This is a genomic window from Citrobacter sp. CtB7.12, from assembly GCF_001297795.1.
Classification (GTDB): domain Bacteria; phylum Pseudomonadota; class Gammaproteobacteria; order Enterobacterales; family Enterobacteriaceae; genus Citrobacter_A; species Citrobacter_A amalonaticus.
On the sequence record NZ_LIFT01000018.1, the window covers coordinates 72,930 to 90,136 of the forward strand.

General features: G+C 54.3%; 20 protein-coding genes and 1 tRNA gene. 12 read left to right on the forward strand and 9 right to left on the reverse strand.

The features are described from left to right. Positions 1–39 precede the first annotated feature (39 nt). From AOY24_RS18490 to ureG, 8 genes are all read left to right on the forward strand, one after another. Positions 40–1,503 carry an anion permease gene (locus tag AOY24_RS18490; RefSeq protein ID WP_042998189.1) on the forward strand — a complete coding sequence of 488 codons (1,464 nt, stop codon included), beginning with the start codon at positions 40–42 and terminating at the stop codon, positions 1,501–1,503. A 123-nt stretch (positions 1,504–1,626) separates the two neighbouring features. After that, the gene (locus AOY24_RS18495; RefSeq protein ID WP_192926940.1) at positions 1,627–2,451 is read left to right on the forward strand and encodes an urease accessory protein UreD; all 825 of its coding nucleotides are present in this window, start codon (positions 1,627–1,629) and stop codon (positions 2,449–2,451) included. Between the two features lie 9 nt (positions 2,452–2,460). Beyond that, entirely contained in the window at positions 2,461–2,763 is a 303-nt protein-coding gene (locus AOY24_RS18500; RefSeq protein ID WP_042998190.1) for an urease subunit gamma, read from the forward strand. Between the two features lie 9 nt (positions 2,764–2,772). After that, positions 2,773–3,093: an urease subunit beta gene (locus AOY24_RS18505; RefSeq protein WP_044328096.1), complete on the forward strand. Its 321-nt coding sequence runs from the start codon at positions 2,773–2,775 to the stop codon at positions 3,091–3,093. After that, positions 3,086–4,789 carry an urease subunit alpha gene (gene ureC / locus AOY24_RS18510; protein ID WP_042998192.1) on the forward strand — a complete coding sequence of 568 codons (1,704 nt, stop codon included), beginning with the start codon at positions 3,086–3,088 and terminating at the stop codon, positions 4,787–4,789. Before AOY24_RS18505 ends, ureC begins: the two co-directional genes overlap by 8 nt. A 9-nt stretch (positions 4,790–4,798) precedes the next feature. After that, positions 4,799–5,257, forward strand: a complete 459-nt coding sequence (ureE, locus tag AOY24_RS18515; RefSeq protein ID WP_042998193.1) for an urease accessory protein UreE — start codon at positions 4,799–4,801, stop codon at positions 5,255–5,257. After that, on the forward strand, positions 5,257–5,931 hold the full coding sequence (locus AOY24_RS18520; RefSeq protein WP_054177133.1) for an urease accessory protein UreF: 675 nt from the start codon (positions 5,257–5,259) through the stop codon (positions 5,929–5,931). Before ureE ends, AOY24_RS18520 begins: the two co-directional genes overlap by 1 nt. Before the next feature lie 9 nt (positions 5,932–5,940). After that, positions 5,941–6,558, forward strand: a complete 618-nt coding sequence (gene ureG / locus AOY24_RS18525) for an urease accessory protein UreG (RefSeq protein WP_044255783.1) — start codon at positions 5,941–5,943, stop codon at positions 6,556–6,558. A gap of 123 nt (positions 6,559–6,681) precedes the next feature. Here ureG and tsaD read toward each other — a convergent pair whose 3' ends face one another. Then, entirely contained in the window at positions 6,682–7,695 is a 1,014-nt protein-coding gene (gene tsaD, locus AOY24_RS18530) for a tRNA (adenosine(37)-N6)-threonylcarbamoyltransferase complex transferase subunit TsaD (RefSeq protein WP_054177134.1), read from the reverse strand. Positions 7,696–7,922: 227 nt separating this feature from the next. On the opposite strand from tsaD, the gene rpsU reads away from it, so the two are divergent. The 3 genes from rpsU (at position 7,923) to rpoD (ending at position 12,194) form a co-directional block, all read left to right on the forward strand. Further along, complete coding sequence (gene rpsU / locus AOY24_RS18535; RefSeq protein WP_001144069.1) at positions 7,923–8,138, forward strand: 30S ribosomal protein S21; 216 nt, start codon at positions 7,923–7,925, stop codon at positions 8,136–8,138. Positions 8,139–8,370: 232 nt separating this feature from the next. Then, the gene (dnaG, locus tag AOY24_RS18540) at positions 8,371–10,116 is read left to right on the forward strand and encodes a DNA primase (RefSeq protein WP_044265580.1); all 1,746 of its coding nucleotides are present in this window, start codon (positions 8,371–8,373) and stop codon (positions 10,114–10,116) included. 233 nt (positions 10,117–10,349) lie between these two features. Next, positions 10,350–12,194, forward strand: coding sequence for an RNA polymerase sigma factor RpoD (gene rpoD / locus AOY24_RS18545; protein ID WP_042998197.1), 1,845 nt, complete (start codon positions 10,350–10,352; stop codon positions 12,192–12,194). Between the two features lie 47 nt (positions 12,195–12,241). On the opposite strand, the gene mug is transcribed toward rpoD, so the two are convergent. Further along, entirely contained in the window at positions 12,242–12,748 is a 507-nt protein-coding gene (mug, locus tag AOY24_RS18550; protein WP_042998198.1) for a G/U mismatch-specific DNA glycosylase, read from the reverse strand. Between the two features lie 125 nt (positions 12,749–12,873). Here mug and AOY24_RS18555 point away from each other — a divergent pair. Then, positions 12,874–12,949 (forward strand) — tRNA-Ile (locus AOY24_RS18555). Positions 12,950–13,113: 164 nt separating this feature from the next. Here AOY24_RS18555 and AOY24_RS18560 read toward each other — a convergent pair. From AOY24_RS18560 to AOY24_RS18590, 7 genes are all read right to left on the reverse strand, one after another. Next, the gene (locus AOY24_RS18560) at positions 13,114–13,653 is read right to left on the reverse strand and encodes a hypothetical protein (RefSeq protein ID WP_054177135.1); all 540 of its coding nucleotides are present in this window, start codon (positions 13,651–13,653) and stop codon (positions 13,114–13,116) included. Between the two features lie 111 nt (positions 13,654–13,764). Continuing rightward, a complete protein-coding gene (locus AOY24_RS18565; protein WP_054177136.1) occupies positions 13,765–14,115 on the reverse strand; it encodes a hypothetical protein in 351 nt (116 codons plus the stop codon). Then, the gene (locus AOY24_RS18570; protein ID WP_082366200.1) at positions 14,112–14,702 is read right to left on the reverse strand and encodes a tail assembly protein; all 591 of its coding nucleotides are present in this window, start codon (positions 14,700–14,702) and stop codon (positions 14,112–14,114) included. Before AOY24_RS18570 ends, AOY24_RS18565 begins: the two co-directional genes overlap by 4 nt. A gap of 26 nt (positions 14,703–14,728) precedes the next feature. Next, on the reverse strand, positions 14,729–15,238 hold the full coding sequence (locus AOY24_RS18575) for a terminase small subunit (protein ID WP_054177138.1): 510 nt from the start codon (positions 15,236–15,238) through the stop codon (positions 14,729–14,731). Between the two features lie 214 nt (positions 15,239–15,452). Further along, positions 15,453–15,830, reverse strand: a complete 378-nt coding sequence (locus AOY24_RS18580) for an AlpA family transcriptional regulator (RefSeq protein ID WP_054177139.1) — start codon at positions 15,828–15,830, stop codon at positions 15,453–15,455. A 10-nt stretch (positions 15,831–15,840) separates the two neighbouring features. Further along, positions 15,841–16,182 (reverse strand): head decoration protein, encoded by a 342-nt coding sequence (locus AOY24_RS18585; protein WP_054177140.1) that lies wholly within the window; start codon positions 16,180–16,182, stop codon positions 15,841–15,843. Positions 16,183–16,191: 9 nt separating this feature from the next. Continuing rightward, positions 16,192–17,207 (reverse strand): major capsid protein (locus AOY24_RS18590; protein WP_054177141.1); only part of this gene is annotated, 1,016 nt, incomplete at its 5' end.

Below are 17,207 nucleotides of genomic sequence, written 5' to 3' on the forward strand. Positions count from 1 at the left end.
AGAGGCCTCGGCCTCTCCCTCTTTCGCAGGGATACGACAATGGCACCTTTATCTGGTTGGTGGCGATATCTGGCTCCGCTGGTGGTCATCGCCATTATTGCTGTTTTGCCCGTCCCCACCGGTCTTGAGAGCCACACCTGGCTCTACTTTGCGGTCTTTACCGGGGTTATCGTGGGACTCATTCTGGAACCGGTACCCGGCGCAGTCGTGGCGATGATTGGGATATCAATTATCGCGGTTCTCTCGCCGTGGCTTTTGTTCAGCCCCGAACAACTCGCCCAGGACGGATTCAAATTTACGTCCAAAGCGCTGTCGTGGGCAGTTTCTGGTTTTTCTAACTCGGTGATCTGGTTGATTTTCGCCGCCTTCATGTTTGGCACCGGCTATGAAAAAACCGGCCTCGGGCGGCGTATCGCGCTGATGCTAGTGAAAAAAATGGGGCACCGCACGCTGTTTCTCGGCTACGCGGTGATGTTCTCCGAGCTGATTCTTGCTCCCGTTACACCGTCTAACTCCGCACGCGGCGCAGGGATCATCTACCCCATTATCCGCAACCTGCCGCCGCTCTATAACTCAAAACCCAACGATCCCAGCGCCCGTTCCATTGGTTCTTATATTATGTGGATGGGGATCACCGCCGACTGCGTGACCAGCGCCATTTTCCTGACGGCGATGGCACCGAACCTGCTGCTAATTGGTCTGATGAAGACCGCGTCCCATACGGCGCTGAGCTGGGGCGACTGGTTCTTAGGCATGCTGCCGCTGAGCATTCTGCTGGTTCTGTTGGTGCCGTGGCTCGCCTATGTGCTATATCCGCCCGTGCTGAAGTCGGGCGATCAGGTGCCACGCTGGGCGGAATCGGAACTCAAAGAGATGGGGCCGCTCTGCTCACGTGAGAAAAAGATGCTGGTGCTGATGGTAGGCGCCCTGGTGCTGTGGATCTTCGGTGGGGACTACATCGATGCCGCGATGGTCGGTTACAGCGTCGTTGCCCTGATGCTGGTGCTGCGCATCATCTCCTGGGATGACATCGTCAGTAATAAATCGGCGTGGAACGTCTTCTTCTGGCTGGCCTCGCTTATCACCCTCGCAACCGGACTGAACAACACCGGCTTTATCACCTGGTTTGGCAAACTGCTGGCGAGCGGATTGAGCGGCTACTCACCGGTGATGGTGATGATCGCGCTGATCGTGGTGTTCTGGCTGTTGCGTTACTTCTTTGCCAGCGCCACGGCGTATACGTCCGCGCTGGCACCGATGATGATCGCCGCCGCGCTGGCGATGCCGGAAATTCCCTTACCGGTCTTCTGCCTGATGGTCGGTGCGGCTATTGGTCTGGGCAGCATTCTCACTCCGTATGCGACCGGACCAAGCCCTATCTACTATGGCAGCGGTTATCTGCCGACCGTGGATTACTGGCGGCTGGGGGCAATTTTCGGCCTGATTTTCCTGGTGCTGCTGCTGGCGACCGGGCTTATCTGGATGCCTCTCGTTTTGCTTTAACCCCGTTGGGGCGGCAGGGCTGTCGCCCCTTTTTTCCATAAGCGTCTCATATGACCGTTTTCCCGCCGCGCTGAGGCATACTTTTTGCTATGCAAACACCCTCACGCTGAGAAGGGAAACGCTCTGGAAACCCTTGCGCACAAGACACCGACACGGGGCTGGCAGGCCGAACTCGACCTGCGGTTTAGCCATACCGCGCACAAAACGGTGCTCACGCACGCACGCCACGTCGGTCCCCTGACGGTTCAACGGCCATTTTATCCGCAAGACGATGTTTGCCACCTCTATTTACTCCACCCGCCCGGCGGAATTGTCGGCGGTGATGAGCTGCACATTTCCGTCACGCTGGACGAAAACAGTCACGTATTAATCACCATGCCCGGCGCGGGTAAGTTTTATCGTAGCGCAGGCCCACAGGCGTGCCTGCATCAGACGTTCACACTGGCCCCAAACGCGACGCTGGAATGGCTGCCGCAGGATACGATCCTGTTCCCCGGCGCTAACGCCAGCCTCCGCTCCGTATTTCATCTCACCGCTGAAAGCCGCCTGCTGGGCTGGGATCTGCTCTGCCTCGGGCGACCGGTTATGCAAGAAACGTTCAGCCACGGCACGCTGCATAACCGTCTGGAGATCTGGCGCGACGGGCAGCCGCTGCTCATTGAACGCCTGACGCTGAGGGATGGGGATCTCTCGGCCATCGCCAGCCAGCCGTGGTGCGGTACCCTGCTCTGCTATCCGGCTACGGAACAGATGCTCGACGGTGCGCGGGAACGTCTTGCTCCGCTCGGTGATTATGCCGGGGCAACGCTCGTCGACTCACTGCTGACGGTTCGTTTTCTGGCTGACGACAACCTGATTGTTCAGCGCGTCATGCGCGAAATCTGGCAGTTTTTACGCCCGCTGTTAACCCAAAAACCACCGCACCTGCCGCGCATCTGGCAAACCTGAGAGACGCTTATGGAACTGACCCCCAGAGAAAAAGACAAACTGTTGCTCTTTACCGCCGCACTGGTCGCAGAACGCCGACTGGCGCGGGGTCTGAAACTGAACTACCCGGAATCGGTGGCGCTCATCAGCGCATTCATCATGGAAGGCGCGCGCGACGGTAAAAGCGTCGCCTCGTTGATGGAAGATGGCCGCCACGTTCTGAACCGTGAGCAGGTGATGGAAGGCGTTCCGGAAATGATCCCGGACATCCAGGTGGAAGCGACCTTTCCGGACGGTTCGAAGCTGGTCACCGTTCACAGCCCGATCGTCTAAGGAGAACCCATGATTCCAGGCGAATACCGGATCGCAGCGGGAAACATTGCGATCAACGCAGGGCGCGAAACGCGCACGATCGTGATAGAAAACCATGGCGATCGCCCTATTCAGGTGGGATCGCACTACCACTTTTACGAGGTCAACCCGGCGCTCCGCTTTTCCCGCGAATCCGCGCTGGGTTTTCGGCTGAATATTCCGGCGGGAACGGCGGTACGTTTTGAACCGGGCCAAAAGCGAGAAGTCGAACTGGTTCGAGTGGCGGGCGCACAGCGTATTGTTGGCTTTCGCGGCGACGTCATGGGTGCGCTGGAGGTGAAGCATGGCTGAGATTTCCCGGCAGGCTTACGCCGACATGTTCGGCCCGACCACCGGCGATAAAGTGCGTCTGGCGGACACGGATCTGTGGATCGAAGTGGAAAACGACCTCACCACCTATGGCGAAGAGGTGAAATTCGGCGGCGGCAAAGTGATCCGCGATGGTATGGGCCAAGGACAGATGCCGTCTCAGGAATGCGTGGACCTGGTAATCACCAACGCGCTGATCGTCGATCACTGGGGGATCATCAAAGCGGATATCGGCATTAAAGACGGCAGGATCTTTGCCATCGGCAAAGCCGGGAATCCGGATATTCAGCCTGACGTAACGATCCCGATCGGCGTCGCCACCGAAGCGATCGCCGGTGAAGGCAAGATCGTGACCGCAGGCGGCGTGGATACCCATATTCACTGGATCTGCCCGCAACAGGCGGAAGAGGCGCTGGTCTCCGGCGTGACGACAATGATTGGCGGCGGTACCGGACCGGCAGCTGGCACCAACGCCACCACCTGTACGCCGGGGCCGTGGTACATCGCCCGGATGCTACAGGCGGCGGATACGCTGCCCGTCAATATCGGTCTGCTGGGCAAAGGCAATGGCTCCCACCCCGATGCACTGCGCGAGCAGGTTGCCGCCGGTGCCATCGGCCTGAAAATTCACGAAGACTGGGGCGCGACGCCTGCGGCTATCGACTGCGCGCTAACCGTGGCCGATGAGATGGACATTCAGGTGGCGCTGCACAGCGATACTCTGAACGAGTCAGGCTTTGTCGAAGATACGCTGGCGGCGATTGGCGATCGTACCATCCACACCTTTCACACCGAAGGGGCCGGCGGCGGGCATGCGCCAGATATCATCACCGCCTGCGCGCATCCGAATATCCTGCCCTCCTCCACTAACCCGACGCTGCCCTATACCGTCAATACCATTGATGAACACCTCGACATGCTGATGGTTTGCCACCACCTCGATCCGGATATTGCCGAAGACGTGGCCTTTGCCGAATCACGGATCCGTCGGGAGACCATCGCCGCCGAAGATGTGTTACACGATATTGGCGCGTTTTCTCTGACCTCATCGGATTCACAGGCGATGGGGCGCGTGGGAGAAGTGATCCTGCGCACCTGGCAGGTGGCGCACCGGATGAAGGTTCAGCGCGGTCCCTTGGCCGAGGAGACGGGGGAGAACGATAATCTGCGCGTGAAGCGCTATATCGCCAAGTACACCATTAACCCGGCACTGACCCACGGTATCGCTCACGAAGTCGGCTCCATTGAAGCCGGAAAGCTGGCGGATCTGGTGCTCTGGTCACCGGCCTTTTTCGGCGTGAAGCCTGCAACGATCGTGAAAGGCGGCATGATCGCCTGCGCACCAATGGGGGACATCAATGCTTCCATCCCCACGCCGCAACCGGTGCATTACCGCATGATGTTTGGCGCGCTCGGCGCGGCGCGTCATCATTCCCGGTTGACTTTTCTGTCGCAGGCGGCGGTAGAAAACGGTGTCGCACAGCAGCTCAATTTGCAAAGCCAAACCGCCGTGGTGAAAGGCTGCCGGACGGTGAAAAAAGCCGACATGATCCACAACAGCCTGCAACCGACTATCACCGTGGATGCCCAGACCTACGAGGTCCGCATCGACGGCGAACTCATTACCAGCGACCCCGCTGACGTTCTGCCGATGGCGCAACGTTACTTTTTATTTTGAGGAGCCGAGATGCTGTTATTGACGCAACGCGTTGACACCCCAGCGCACATCACCGCCACGCTGACGCTGCCGATTGATATCCGCGTGAAGAGCCGGGCGAAAGTACAGCTCAATGACGGGCGTGAGGCGGGGCTGATGCTGCCCCGAGGCTTGCTGCTGCGCGGCGGTGATTGCCTGAGCACTGAAGATGGCACGGAGGTGGTAGAAATTATCGCTGCCAGCGAAGCGGTATCGGTGGTGCGTTGCACCGATCCGTTCCTGCTTGCGAAAGCCTGCTACCACCTCGGCAACCGTCACGTCCCATTGCAAATTTTGCCGGACGAACTGCGCTATCACCACGATCACGTTCTGGACACCATGCTGCGCCAGTTCAGGTTAGAGGTGACCTTTGCCCATCTGCCGTTTGAACCCGAGGCCGGGGCGTATGCCGGTGAATCCCACGGCCATCACCACAGCCATGCGCACTGATGCGTGACGCACAACAGCAGTTGCGTTTGCTGCAACTCGCCAGCAGCAGCCTGCCGGTGGGCTCGTTTACCTGGTCCCAGGGGCTGGAGTGGGCGGTTGAAACCGGCTGGGTGAACAGCGTGGACACCTTCGAATGCTGGCAAACCCGACAGATGGAAAATAACGTTTTCACCGTCGACCTGCCGCTGTTTGCCCGTCTGTATCACGCCTGTGAGCAGGATGATATTGACGCCGCACGACGCTGGAGCGCGTATCTGCTGGCCTGCAGGGAAACCCGCGAGCTGCGGGAAGAAGAACGTAGCCGGGGTGTCGCGTTCACCCGACTGGTGGTCGACTGGCAGCCAGAGTGCCCGCAGCAATGGCGCGCACGTTTTGCCGACAGTCAGCTCTGCGGTATGGCCTGGCTCGGCGTGCAGTGGCGCATTCCGCTGCATGACCTGGCGTTAACGCTCGGCTACAGCTGGATCGAGAGCGCCGTGATGGCCGGCGTCAAGCTGGTGCCGTTTGGCCAACAGGCCGCGCAACGGCTGATTATTTCACTTTGCGCGCAATACGCCAAAGGCATGGCGCAAGCGCTGGCGTGTCCGGACGACCGTCTGGGTTCCGCCACGCCGCTGGCGGCCATCGCCTCTGCACGCCATGAAACCCAATATTGCCGTTTATTTCGCTCCTGAGGAGAGACAATGAGTGAGTACAAACATCCCCTGCGCGTTGGCGTAGGCGGCCCGGTCGGTTCCGGTAAAACCGCCCTGCTGGAAGCGTTATGCAAAGCAATGCGCGATCGCTGGCAACTGGCGGTGGTCACCAACGATATCTACACCAAAGAGGATCAGCGGATTCTCACCGAAGCGGGCGCACTGGCGCCGGAACGTATTGTCGGTGTAGAAACCGGCGGCTGTCCGCACACCGCCATCCGCGAAGACGCCTCGATGAATCTGGCCGCGGTGGAAGCATTAAGCGAAAAATTTGGCAATCTGGATTTGATTTTTGTCGAGAGCGGCGGCGACAACCTGAGTGCTACCTTCAGCCCGGAGCTGGCGGATCTGACGATCTATGTGATCGACGTCGCCGAAGGGGAAAAGATCCCGCGCAAGGGCGGACCAGGGATCACCAAATCGGATTTCCTGGTGATCAACAAAACCGATCTCGCCCCCTATGTCGGCGCGTCGCTGGAGGTGATGGAGCGCGATACGTTGCGCATGCGCGGCGAGCGCCCGTGGACATTTACCAATTTGAAATCGGGTGACGGTCTGGCGACGATTATTGCGTTTCTGGAAGACAGAGGAATGTTGCGGATGTAGTGCGGTGTATTGCTGAGTGGCGGCTTCGCCTGACCCGGCCTGCGGTCTTGTCGATCCGGTAAATGCAGAGAATAGATTCGTAGGCCCGGTAAGCGTAGCGCCACCGGGCAGGACAAACCCTACTTAAGCTGCTGGCAGTTCCGCCAACGGCCAGCGTGGACGCACGGTCACGCCGAGATCCGCCGTGGCGCCCGCTTTAAAGCGCACCATACCGGCATAGGCAATCATCGCCCCGTTATCGGTGCAAAATTCCGGACGGGCATAAAACACCTCACCACGACGTTTTTGCATCATCTCCGCCAGCTTCGCGCGCAGCGTGCGGTTGGCGCTGACGCCGCCTGCCATCACCAGACGCTTAAAGCCGGTCTGCTCCAGCGCACGTTTACACTTGATCATCAGCGTATCCACCACCGCGTCTTCAAACGCCCGGGCGATATCAGCACGGGTTTGATCATCGCCGCCGTTATTGCGGATAGTATTCGCCGCAAAGGTTTTCAGCCCTGAGAAGCTGAAATCCAGCCCCGGGCGATCGGTCATGGGCCGTGGGAAAACAAAACGTCCAGCGGTGCCCTGCGACGCCATTTTCGACAGCATCGGGCCGCCTGGATAGTCAAGCCCCAGCAGTTTGGCGGTTTTATCGAACGCTTCACCGGCGGCATCATCAATCGACTCACCCAACAGTTCATACTGTCCGACACCAGTCACGCTGATAAGCTGGGTATGTCCCCCCGACACCAACAGCGCCACGAAGGGGAATTCCGGCGGGTTATCTTCCAGCATTGGCGCCAGCAGATGTCCTTCCATGTGGTGTACGGGGATAGCGGGCACATTCCACGCAAACGCCAGAGAACGACCGACGGTTGCACCGACCAGCAGCGCGCCAACCAGACCCGGCCCTGCGGTATACGCCACCGCATCAATCTCTTTTGCACTCAGTCCCGCCTCTTTCAGCGCCGCCTGGATCAACGGCACCGTTTTGCGGACATGATCGCGGGAGGCCAGTTCAGGCACGACCCCGCCGTAGTCAGCATGTAATTTCACCTGACTATACAATTGGTTGGCTAACAGACCTTTTTCGTCGTCGTAAATGGCGATGCCGGTTTCATCGCAGGATGTTTCAATTCCCAGTACACGCATGACTTGTTTCTACCTCACTTTATTACCGCGCAGTGTAGGTCGAATGCGGGTAGATGTATACCCTCACTCCCGATTTCGTGTATACTCTCCCCCCTTATAAAAGTCCCTTTCAAAATCGCATCGGTGCTTTACAAAGCAGCAGCAATTGCAGTAAAATTCCGCACCATTTTGAAATAAGCTGGCGCTGATGCCAGCGGCAAACCGAATTTATTAAAGGTGAGAGTTACATGCCGGTAATTAAAGTACGTGAAAACGAGCCGTTCGACGTAGCACTGCGTCGCTTCAAGCGTTCCTGCGAGAAAGCAGGCGTTCTGGCGGAAGTTCGTCGTCGTGAGTTCTATGAAAAACCGACTACCGAACGTAAACGCGCTAAAGCTTCTGCTGTGAAACGTCACGCGAAGAAACTGGCTCGCGAAAACGCACGCCGCACTCGTCTGTACTAATCTCTGTCGGGGGCTGAGGCTCTCGATTCAGACCGAGTTGTAGTTGTAAGGCCGTGCTTCCGAAAGGAATGCGCGGCTTATTTTCGTTTATATACGTCATCATTCAAGCTGCCTCTGCGCTCGCTCACCCCAGTCACGTACTGATGTACGTTCCTGAGGATTCGCTCTTTTGCCGCCTTGATGCAACCTGAATGATTTTGTGTATATGAGTCATAAAAAATAAACGGGGCATATGGCTGGACGAATCCCACGCGTATTTATCAATGACCTGCTGGCACGAACCGACATCGTCGATCTCATCGACGCGCGGGTAAAGCTGAAAAAGCAGGGCAAGAATTATCATGCGTGCTGTCCGTTCCATAACGAAAAAACCCCCTCTTTCACCGTAAACGGTGAAAAACAGTTTTATCACTGCTTCGGATGCGGCGCGCACGGCAACGTCATCGACTTCCTGATGAACTACGACAAGCTCGAGTTCGTGGAAACCGTCGAAGAACTGGCGGCCATGCATAATCTTGACGTCCCGTTTGAAGCAGGCACAGGTCCCAGCCAGATAGAGCGCCATCAACGGCAAAGCCTTTATCAACTGATGGATGGCCTGAACACGTTTTATCAGCAATCTCTGATGCAACCCGCCGCTACCCCTGCGCGCCAGTATCTGGAAAAGCGAGGACTCAGTAGTGAAGTGATCGCGCGTTTTGCTATTGGCTTTGCGCCCCCCGGTTGGGACAACGTCCTGAAACGGTTTGGCGGCAATAGCGAAAATCGCCAGTCACTGGTGGATGCGGGCATGTTGGTCACCAACGATCAGGGACGCAGTTACGATCGCTTCCGCGAACGGGTGATGTTCCCCATCCGCGACAAGCGTGGTCGGGTGATAGGTTTTGGTGGTCGTGTGCTGGGTGATGCCCTGCCTAAGTACCTTAACTCCCCGGAAACCGATATTTTCCATAAGGGTCGCCAGCTGTATGGCCTTTATGAAGCGCAGCAGGATAACGCCGATCCGCAACGTCTGTTAGTAGTGGAAGGCTATATGGATGTGGTGGCGCTGGCGCAGTATGGCATTAACTATGCCGTAGCTTCGCTGGGTACTTCAACCACCGCCGATCATATCCAGCTCCTGTTCCGCGCCACGAATAACGTCATATGCTGTTATGACGGTGACCGGGCAGGACGAGACGCCGCCTGGCGCGCGCTGGAAACCGCTTTGCCGTACATGACAGATGGTCGTCAGCTACGCTTTATGTTTTTACCAGATGGCGAAGACCCCGATACGCTGGTGCGGAAAGAGGGGAAAGAGGCATTCGAAGCCCGGATGGAGCAGGCCCTGCCGCTCTCCGCGTTTTTGTTTAATAGCCTGCTGCCACAGGTGGACCTGAGCACTCCAGACGGGCGTGCGCAGTTGAGTACGCTGGCGCTGCCGCTCATCACACAGGTACCGGGTGAAACGCTGCGCATTTATCTGCGCCAGGAATTGGGAAACAAGCTTGGCATTCTGGATGACAGCCAACTTGAACGATTGATGCCAAAATTGTCTGAAAGTGGGGCTTCCCGACCCGCTCCGCAGCTAAAACGCACGACCATGCGTATACTGATAGGACTGTTGGTGCAAAATCCGGAACTGGCGCCGCTGGTGCCGCCGTTAAGCGGTCTGGATCAGAATAAACTGCCCGGACTTGGTTTATTTGCCGAACTGGTCAACACGTGTTTGTCCCAGCCCGGGCTGACTACCGGACAGCTTTTAGAACACTATCGTGGCACAAATGATGCGGCCACCCTTGAAAAACTGTCGATGTGGGACGATATAGCAGATAAGGATATTGCTGAAAAAACCTTCACCGACTCACTCAACCATATGTTTGATTCGATGCTTGAGCTGCGCCAGGAAGAGCTAATTGCCCGCGAGCGCACACACGGTTTAAGCAACGAAGAACGCCGGGAACTCTGGACATTAAACCAGGAACTGGCGAAGAAATAACTGAAGCAGACAAAATCATTCGAGTTGTATCAAGGCAGCAAGAGAACGCCGCTAGCGCAGAGACAACTTGAAGGGTGAACTATTTAACGGCTTAAGTGCCGAATAGCGATCGGGAAGCCCCCGACAGCCGCACTGAGAGGCAGCGGCACAAATATAAGTACGCCCTCGCTTTAAATGTTGGCAGCAACGGCTTGCTGACGCTAATCAAACGAATTAAGTGTGGATACCGTCTTATGGAGCAAAACCCGCAGTCACAGCTGAAGCTTCTTGTCACCCGTGGTAAGGAGCAAGGCTATCTGACCTATGCCGAGGTCAATGACCATCTGCCGGAAGATATCGTCGATTCAGATCAGATTGAAGATATCATCCAAATGATCAACGACATGGGTATTCAGGTGATGGAAGAAGCACCGGATGCCGATGATCTGCTACTTGCTGAAAACACCACCAGTACCGACGAAGACGCGGAAGAAGCGGCCGCGCAAGTTCTGTCCAGCGTAGAGTCAGAAATCGGTCGTACCACTGACCCGGTTCGCATGTACATGCGTGAAATGGGTACCGTTGAACTGTTGACCCGCGAAGGCGAAATCGATATTGCGAAACGCATCGAAGACGGGATCAACCAGGTTCAGTGCTCCGTTGCCGAATATCCAGAAGCCATTACCTATCTGCTTGAGCAGTACGATCGTGTTGAGGCTGAAGAAGCCCGTCTGTCCGATCTGATCACCGGTTTTGTCGATCCGAACGCGGAAGAAGATTTGGCGCCGACCGCCACTCACGTTGGCTCTGAGTTGTCTCAGGAAGACCTGGATGACGACGAGGACGAAGACGAGGAAGAAGACGACGACAGCAGCGATGACGACAACAGCATCGACCCTGAGCTGGCGCGCGAGAAGTTCGGTGAACTGCGTACGCAGTACGAAGTCACGCGTGACACCATCAAAGCGAAAGGTCGTAGCCACGCCGATGCTCAGGCTGAGATCCTGAAGCTGTCTGAAGTGTTCAAACAGTTCCGTCTGGTGCCGAAGCAGTTCGACTACCTGGTGAACAGCATGCGCGTCATGATGGACAGGGTTCGTACCCAGGAACGTCTGATCATGAAGCTCTGCGTTGAGCAGTGCAAAATGCCGAAGAAGAACTTCATCACCCTGTTCACCGGCAACGAAACCAGTGAAACCTGGTTCAACGCGGCTATCGCGATGAACAAACCGTGGTCCGAAAAACTGCACGATGTGGCCGATGACGTTCACCGTGGCCTGCAGAAACTGCAACAGATTGAAGAAGAGACCGGCCTGACTATCGAGCAGGTCAAAGACATCAACCGTCGTATGTCCATCGGCGAAGCGAAAGCGCGTCGTGCGAAGAAAGAGATGGTTGAAGCCAACTTACGTCTGGTTATCTCTATCGCCAAGAAATACACCAACCGTGGTCTGCAGTTCCTGGATCTGATTCAGGAAGGCAACATCGGTCTGATGAAAGCGGTCGATAAGTTCGAATACCGTCGTGGTTACAAGTTCTCCACCTACGCAACCTGGTGGATCCGTCAGGCGATCACCCGCTCTATCGCGGATCAGGCGCGCACCATCCGTATTCCGGTGCATATGATTGAGACAATCAACAAACTCAACCGTATCTCTCGCCAGATGCTGCAAGAGATGGGTCGCGAGCCGACGCCGGAAGAGCTGGCCGAGCGCATGCTGATGCCGGAAGACAAGATCCGTAAAGTGCTGAAGATCGCTAAAGAGCCGATCTCCATGGAAACCCCGATCGGTGACGATGAAGATTCGCATCTGGGTGATTTCATCGAGGATACTACCCTCGAGCTGCCGCTGGATTCTGCGACCACTGAAAGCCTGCGTGCAGCAACACACGACGTACTGGCCGGTTTGACCGCGCGTGAAGCGAAAGTCCTGCGTATGCGTTTCGGTATCGATATGAACACCGACCACACGCTGGAAGAAGTAGGTAAACAGTTCGACGTGACCCGCGAACGTATCCGTCAGATCGAAGCGAAGGCACTGCGTAAACTGCGTCACCCGAGCCGTTCTGAAGTCCTGCGTAGCTTCCTGGACGATTAATCCCGTCGCATAAACTGCAAACGCCACCTTCCCGGTGGCGTTTTTTTTTACATTCCGCGCACGATCAGCGCCTCATCCAGTTCTCTGAAGGCTTCCACCAGTTTATCCAGGGTAATACGGCTTAGTCCGCTGGTATTCGGCAACACCCACACCTGCGTTGCGCCAATCGTTATGCTCTGCTTTCCCCACTCTACGCCGCGCTGGCTGAAGCCTTGTTCAAACGCCTGCTTACCTAATATCGCCAGGGCATGCGGTTGATAATCTTCAATTTTGGCAATCAGTTGACGCCCACCATCATGCAGTTCTTTACGCGAAACCTCATTAGCCTGCACCGTCGGTCTGTCGACCAGTTTGGTCACACCACAGCGAAAATCCAGCAAGTGTTCTGCTTCTTCCGGTTTGAGTTGGCGATCGGTAAAACCGGCCTGATGAATCACTTTCCAGAAACGGTTTGCCGGATGCGCAAACGGAAACCCCGTCCCGGCAGAAGAGAGCCCCGGATTGATGCCGCAGAACACGACCCGCAGCCCCGGCGCTAAAATATCTTTTACCATGAATACCTCACAACGATACGTCATGAGAAAAGTATAACGGATTGAAAATACGTTGTTTAATAAAACAGCATACGTACGGTTATGGCTGGATTGCGCGCAGGAGTTACTTTATAATTCACCGCCACGGCCCCTTAGCTCAGTGGTTAGAGCAGGCGACTCATAATCGCTTGGTCGCTGGTTCAAGTCCAGCAGGGGCCACCAAATATCAAGGGCTTACGGTAAAACGTAGGCCCTTAGTCATTTCTAGGATACCCATAGGATACTCAAGGAGAGTATTACCAGGTACAAAAAAAGGCCGCACGCGACCTTTAGACATCAAACATTTTCTTCAGGGTTTAAAAAAACCTCGAAAAATCGGTGCTTACTTAATCAATGAAAGTGTCAAGGGCCTCCTCAACACTTTGATATTTTTGCGTGGTCACTCCATTTGTTGCATTTTTCACTCTTGTATAAAGCACCACTGCCCCGCTCAGATCGGAAACCCCAGCATTTTGTAAGTAAGGCACAAGTTTATCCTCGTAATACTCGATTTCCCTTTGCATTACCTCCTCAGGACTCCCTATTAAAGTGCCTCGATCAGGAGCATTTCCTCGCGCTACTTGATATTCAAGTACAAAAGTTTTTTTCTCATACTTAAATTCAACTACGCCATCACAACCCCAAAAATTACCTTGGAGGTTGGAAAAATCGATGGAAGTCTCAATCCCGCCATTATAGGTAGCCTTAACTTTGGGCATCTGTCCGCTGATGGTAAAACCTTTAGAAGTAAAATACGCTAAAGAGGCATCTTGAATTGCCGTAGCGGCATCTCCCATCTGTTTTGCTAAAAGGTCACGACGGGCGGTACTCAGTTCTTCAATTTTCGACTTGAGGTCTTGCAACTTCATTTTCTGGGCTAATGACATATAAATTCCTTGTTTATACAGAATGTTAGCTGTGCATAATCTATGCTTTTTTATATTACTGCTATAAAAAATCAAATACCATCAATCCAATATTTCATTCAAATGCTCAAGTCAATGTATCGCTGTCGAAATATTTTGTAAAATCGACAATCTTGTTGCTAATGCCTCTTTCATGTACTCACACCACCCGGCAAAAATAGCCTCATCCGCACCCGGGTAGCCTGACAGAAAGCGCATCAGAATATCGTCGGTAAGTTTGTCCTGCTGATCCCAGTCAACAATAAACTGTCGAAACAGAGCGTAAGCCTTCGCAGGGTCTCTGTTCTGCCACGTCTCGACAACGATCTCGAGAGGAGGAGCCGTGTAAGTCACCTGCACTGGCAAAGGCTCGTATTTGGTCGGTATCAATATCTCTCGGGTAAATATCTCACCTTCCGGCCATAATTGTGCCTTGTTGGTCATTGCTGGTCCTCTACATAGATGCCAGCTGAAATAATCGCGCCACCGATGAGACGCTTTCCGTATAAGAGAGGAACCGGATAACCCTGTGCGACGGTATTCGTCACGCCACCAAACGCGTAACTGGCCTGATTAGCCGCATCCTGTTTACTGGCTAACCCTGCGGGCTGAGGAGACAACATCTGCACGACACCACCCACCATCATTGCCGCCCCAATTTTCCATGCTGCCGGCCCCCATACACCACCGCCCCATGCTTGCCCTATCGTTGACCCCTGTACGCCAACGACCACCAGGACAGCACCAAGAATGGTCTGCAGTACACCTGCACGCTTACTACCCATAATGATCGGAACGATTCGAATCGTCCGACCACCATTTGGAAAATCGAGGTCATCCTGCGTAACATTATTTTTATCCACGAACACGGCGAAAGTGAGTCCTCGCGCCTTGCTGGTGTTCATGAATTTCTCAAATCCCGGAATAGTGGCTGATAATGCTCTGAATGCTTCACGCGTCGGACCGATAAGGCGCTGATGTTCTCTGCCGAATAAAGAAGCTAAAGATCCACTCAGTTTGATAGTTGTCATGACTTCTGCACATGGATTCATAGTATTCAGCCCTTCTGATTTTCTTCAATGTACCGCTCAGCCATTTCAGGAATAAGGTCAGCAACAGTTGAAGCACGGCTTACCGCCCTGTTTACCTCAACTTTGATAGCATTGGAGTAGCGAGTCTCCATGTCCGGAAATTTACGGTTTATTGTCAGAGGAAGACTATCCATGATTGAACCGATTTCTGCGGCAAGTTTCGCAAGGACATAAGTGGCAAATGCAGTATCAATAACCTCGCCTGTTTCACGGGCATTCTTCAACTCCTGCGCATCTGCCTGGGCGTTCGTCAGGCGAATCCGGGCCTTTAACAGTTCAGCGTCATCAATGTCGCCGCCCTGATCCATAATTTTACTCAGCTCATTTTCAACCCTGTTACTCACCACGCTGGCAACATCATAAAATGCCTCACGCCCGATACGCTGTATCGGTTCGATGCCCCATTTGTCGAAAGCTGTCACACCGACCTTACAGCTTTTTGCCATGTTCTTCTTATTCAGTAGATGCTGAGCCATTTTCCACCTTTATACCGTTTTTTTAATGCTCAGGTGGGTGTATTGAAGTAATAAAAACCATCTAAATCATACTGATACAACGAACAACAACACCACCACCAGCATCTCAGAAAATCTCATAAATAGCGCTATTCTGCGAGGTCGCCGCCCCGTAGTAAGCCGGATCTCCCGAAAGGACCCGCGCCCAATTACCGGGTCAATCGAGCCTGTCCGATCAGCCTACCAGCTTGCTTTTCCCATCACGGACCTGGCGGCGAACTCGTTCAGTCTTGAGGCATAGCGAAGCTTCTGGTTTGACTGGTACAGGGATCTGGCATGTCTCAGAGCAACGGGGAATGTTGTTAATCCACTCAATCACTTCACTCAGATACCAGGCCTTGCGACCCTCAGTGACCTGTACACGCGCCGGAAATTCACCACGAGCCTCGAGGTTCAGTAACGTTCTGCGGCTTAGTGTGGTCAGTTCAATCACCTGATTCATATCAACCAGGCGCTCACTTACGTTCATCTTGTCTGCCAGTTCTTGTAGCTCGCGCACAACAGAATCCGGATAGAGGGCATCGGCAGTTGCCATCAGGCTGTTTTCTTTCATTGTAATCCCCTTACACCAGTGCCAGCGGTTGAACAGAAATACCAGAGCCAACAAAGGCGGCAACCTTAGCAGAGAGGGTCGTCACAGCCTCAGGCCAGTTGAGCACGTCAACATTCATCACGCCCGCTTTATAGACCTGCGCCTGTGTCTGACTGGCGGTATCAACGGCAAAGCACGACACATACACCGCCTGTCCTGCGTTCACGCCATCCCAGACAACAAGAGCGCCAGTGGTGTTATCCTGCATCAGCGGCGTAAGCGCCGGGATAACCCCCTTACCACCAACAAATATCCCCAGAGTAGACACCAGCGCCTCGGTACCAGCCACCAGCTCAGTGTAATGCGTAGTCATGAATGCTCCTTAAGCCACTCGAACGGTGACAAAGCGGTTAATACGAGCCGGAATAGGTTGCGGCGCGGAATGGGTCTGGACGTATTCAATAGCCGGATCGCCAGGCACGATGTAATTTTTAGGCGCGAGTTCTGCTTTGGTGATCCCCATACGGATAAGTTCAGGGTCCTGAATCCCACCATAAGCCACAATCCCCTGCAGGGCCGTATTTCCAAGCACCATCAAATCAGGATCGAGAAAATATTTTTCGGTGCCGTCTTCATCGGTATAGCGACCGCTATAAACCACGATTGCAACGTCTCCCATATATCCCTTAAAGCTCACTGAATCACCCAGGTCTTTAAGTGCCGTTTCCAGTTGAGCATTTGATCCGCGACGAGTATCGAGCACATCCTTAATCGCTTTGAATGAGCGATATTTCTTCCAGACGTTTCCACCCATGATGATGATATTTGTTACCCCTTCACTCAGTTCTGAATAGGCTTCAATATCGTCATTTGGGTCAAATGTTGCCTTGTCTTTACCTGACCAGGCTGCACCACCAGACTGAATGATCATGTTCTGGGTTTTGATATTCCAGTCCAGTTCGTAGCGCTCAATACCTTCCCCTTCAATGATATTTTTCCCGGTAGTGACAGCCTGAACCGCAAGCCATTCAATACGCGCCCGGATAGCAATCGACTGTTTAAGAATGGCCTGCTTAATCTTGATATTGCGGGTGTCGAGCGTGCTGTATTGTTCTGGTGTGACACCAGCCGGGCGAACGGCCAGTTTATTTGGGTCAATACTACTCTTGGGCTTCATGTAACCCGGACGGATGGATTTTGATTCATAGCCCTCATCACGCGCCACCTTACTACCAACCATAGGTGAACAAAACGCTGCGATCGGAATATTTGGGTCGTCGATAGTGTCCAGGATGATATCGCGTGTTTCGAACGTTACCGCGCGGGTAAAGAATAAATCTGTGAAAAGGGTTTTAAGCTGCTTCTGGATATCCTCAGCACTTACAACCCGGACAAGCG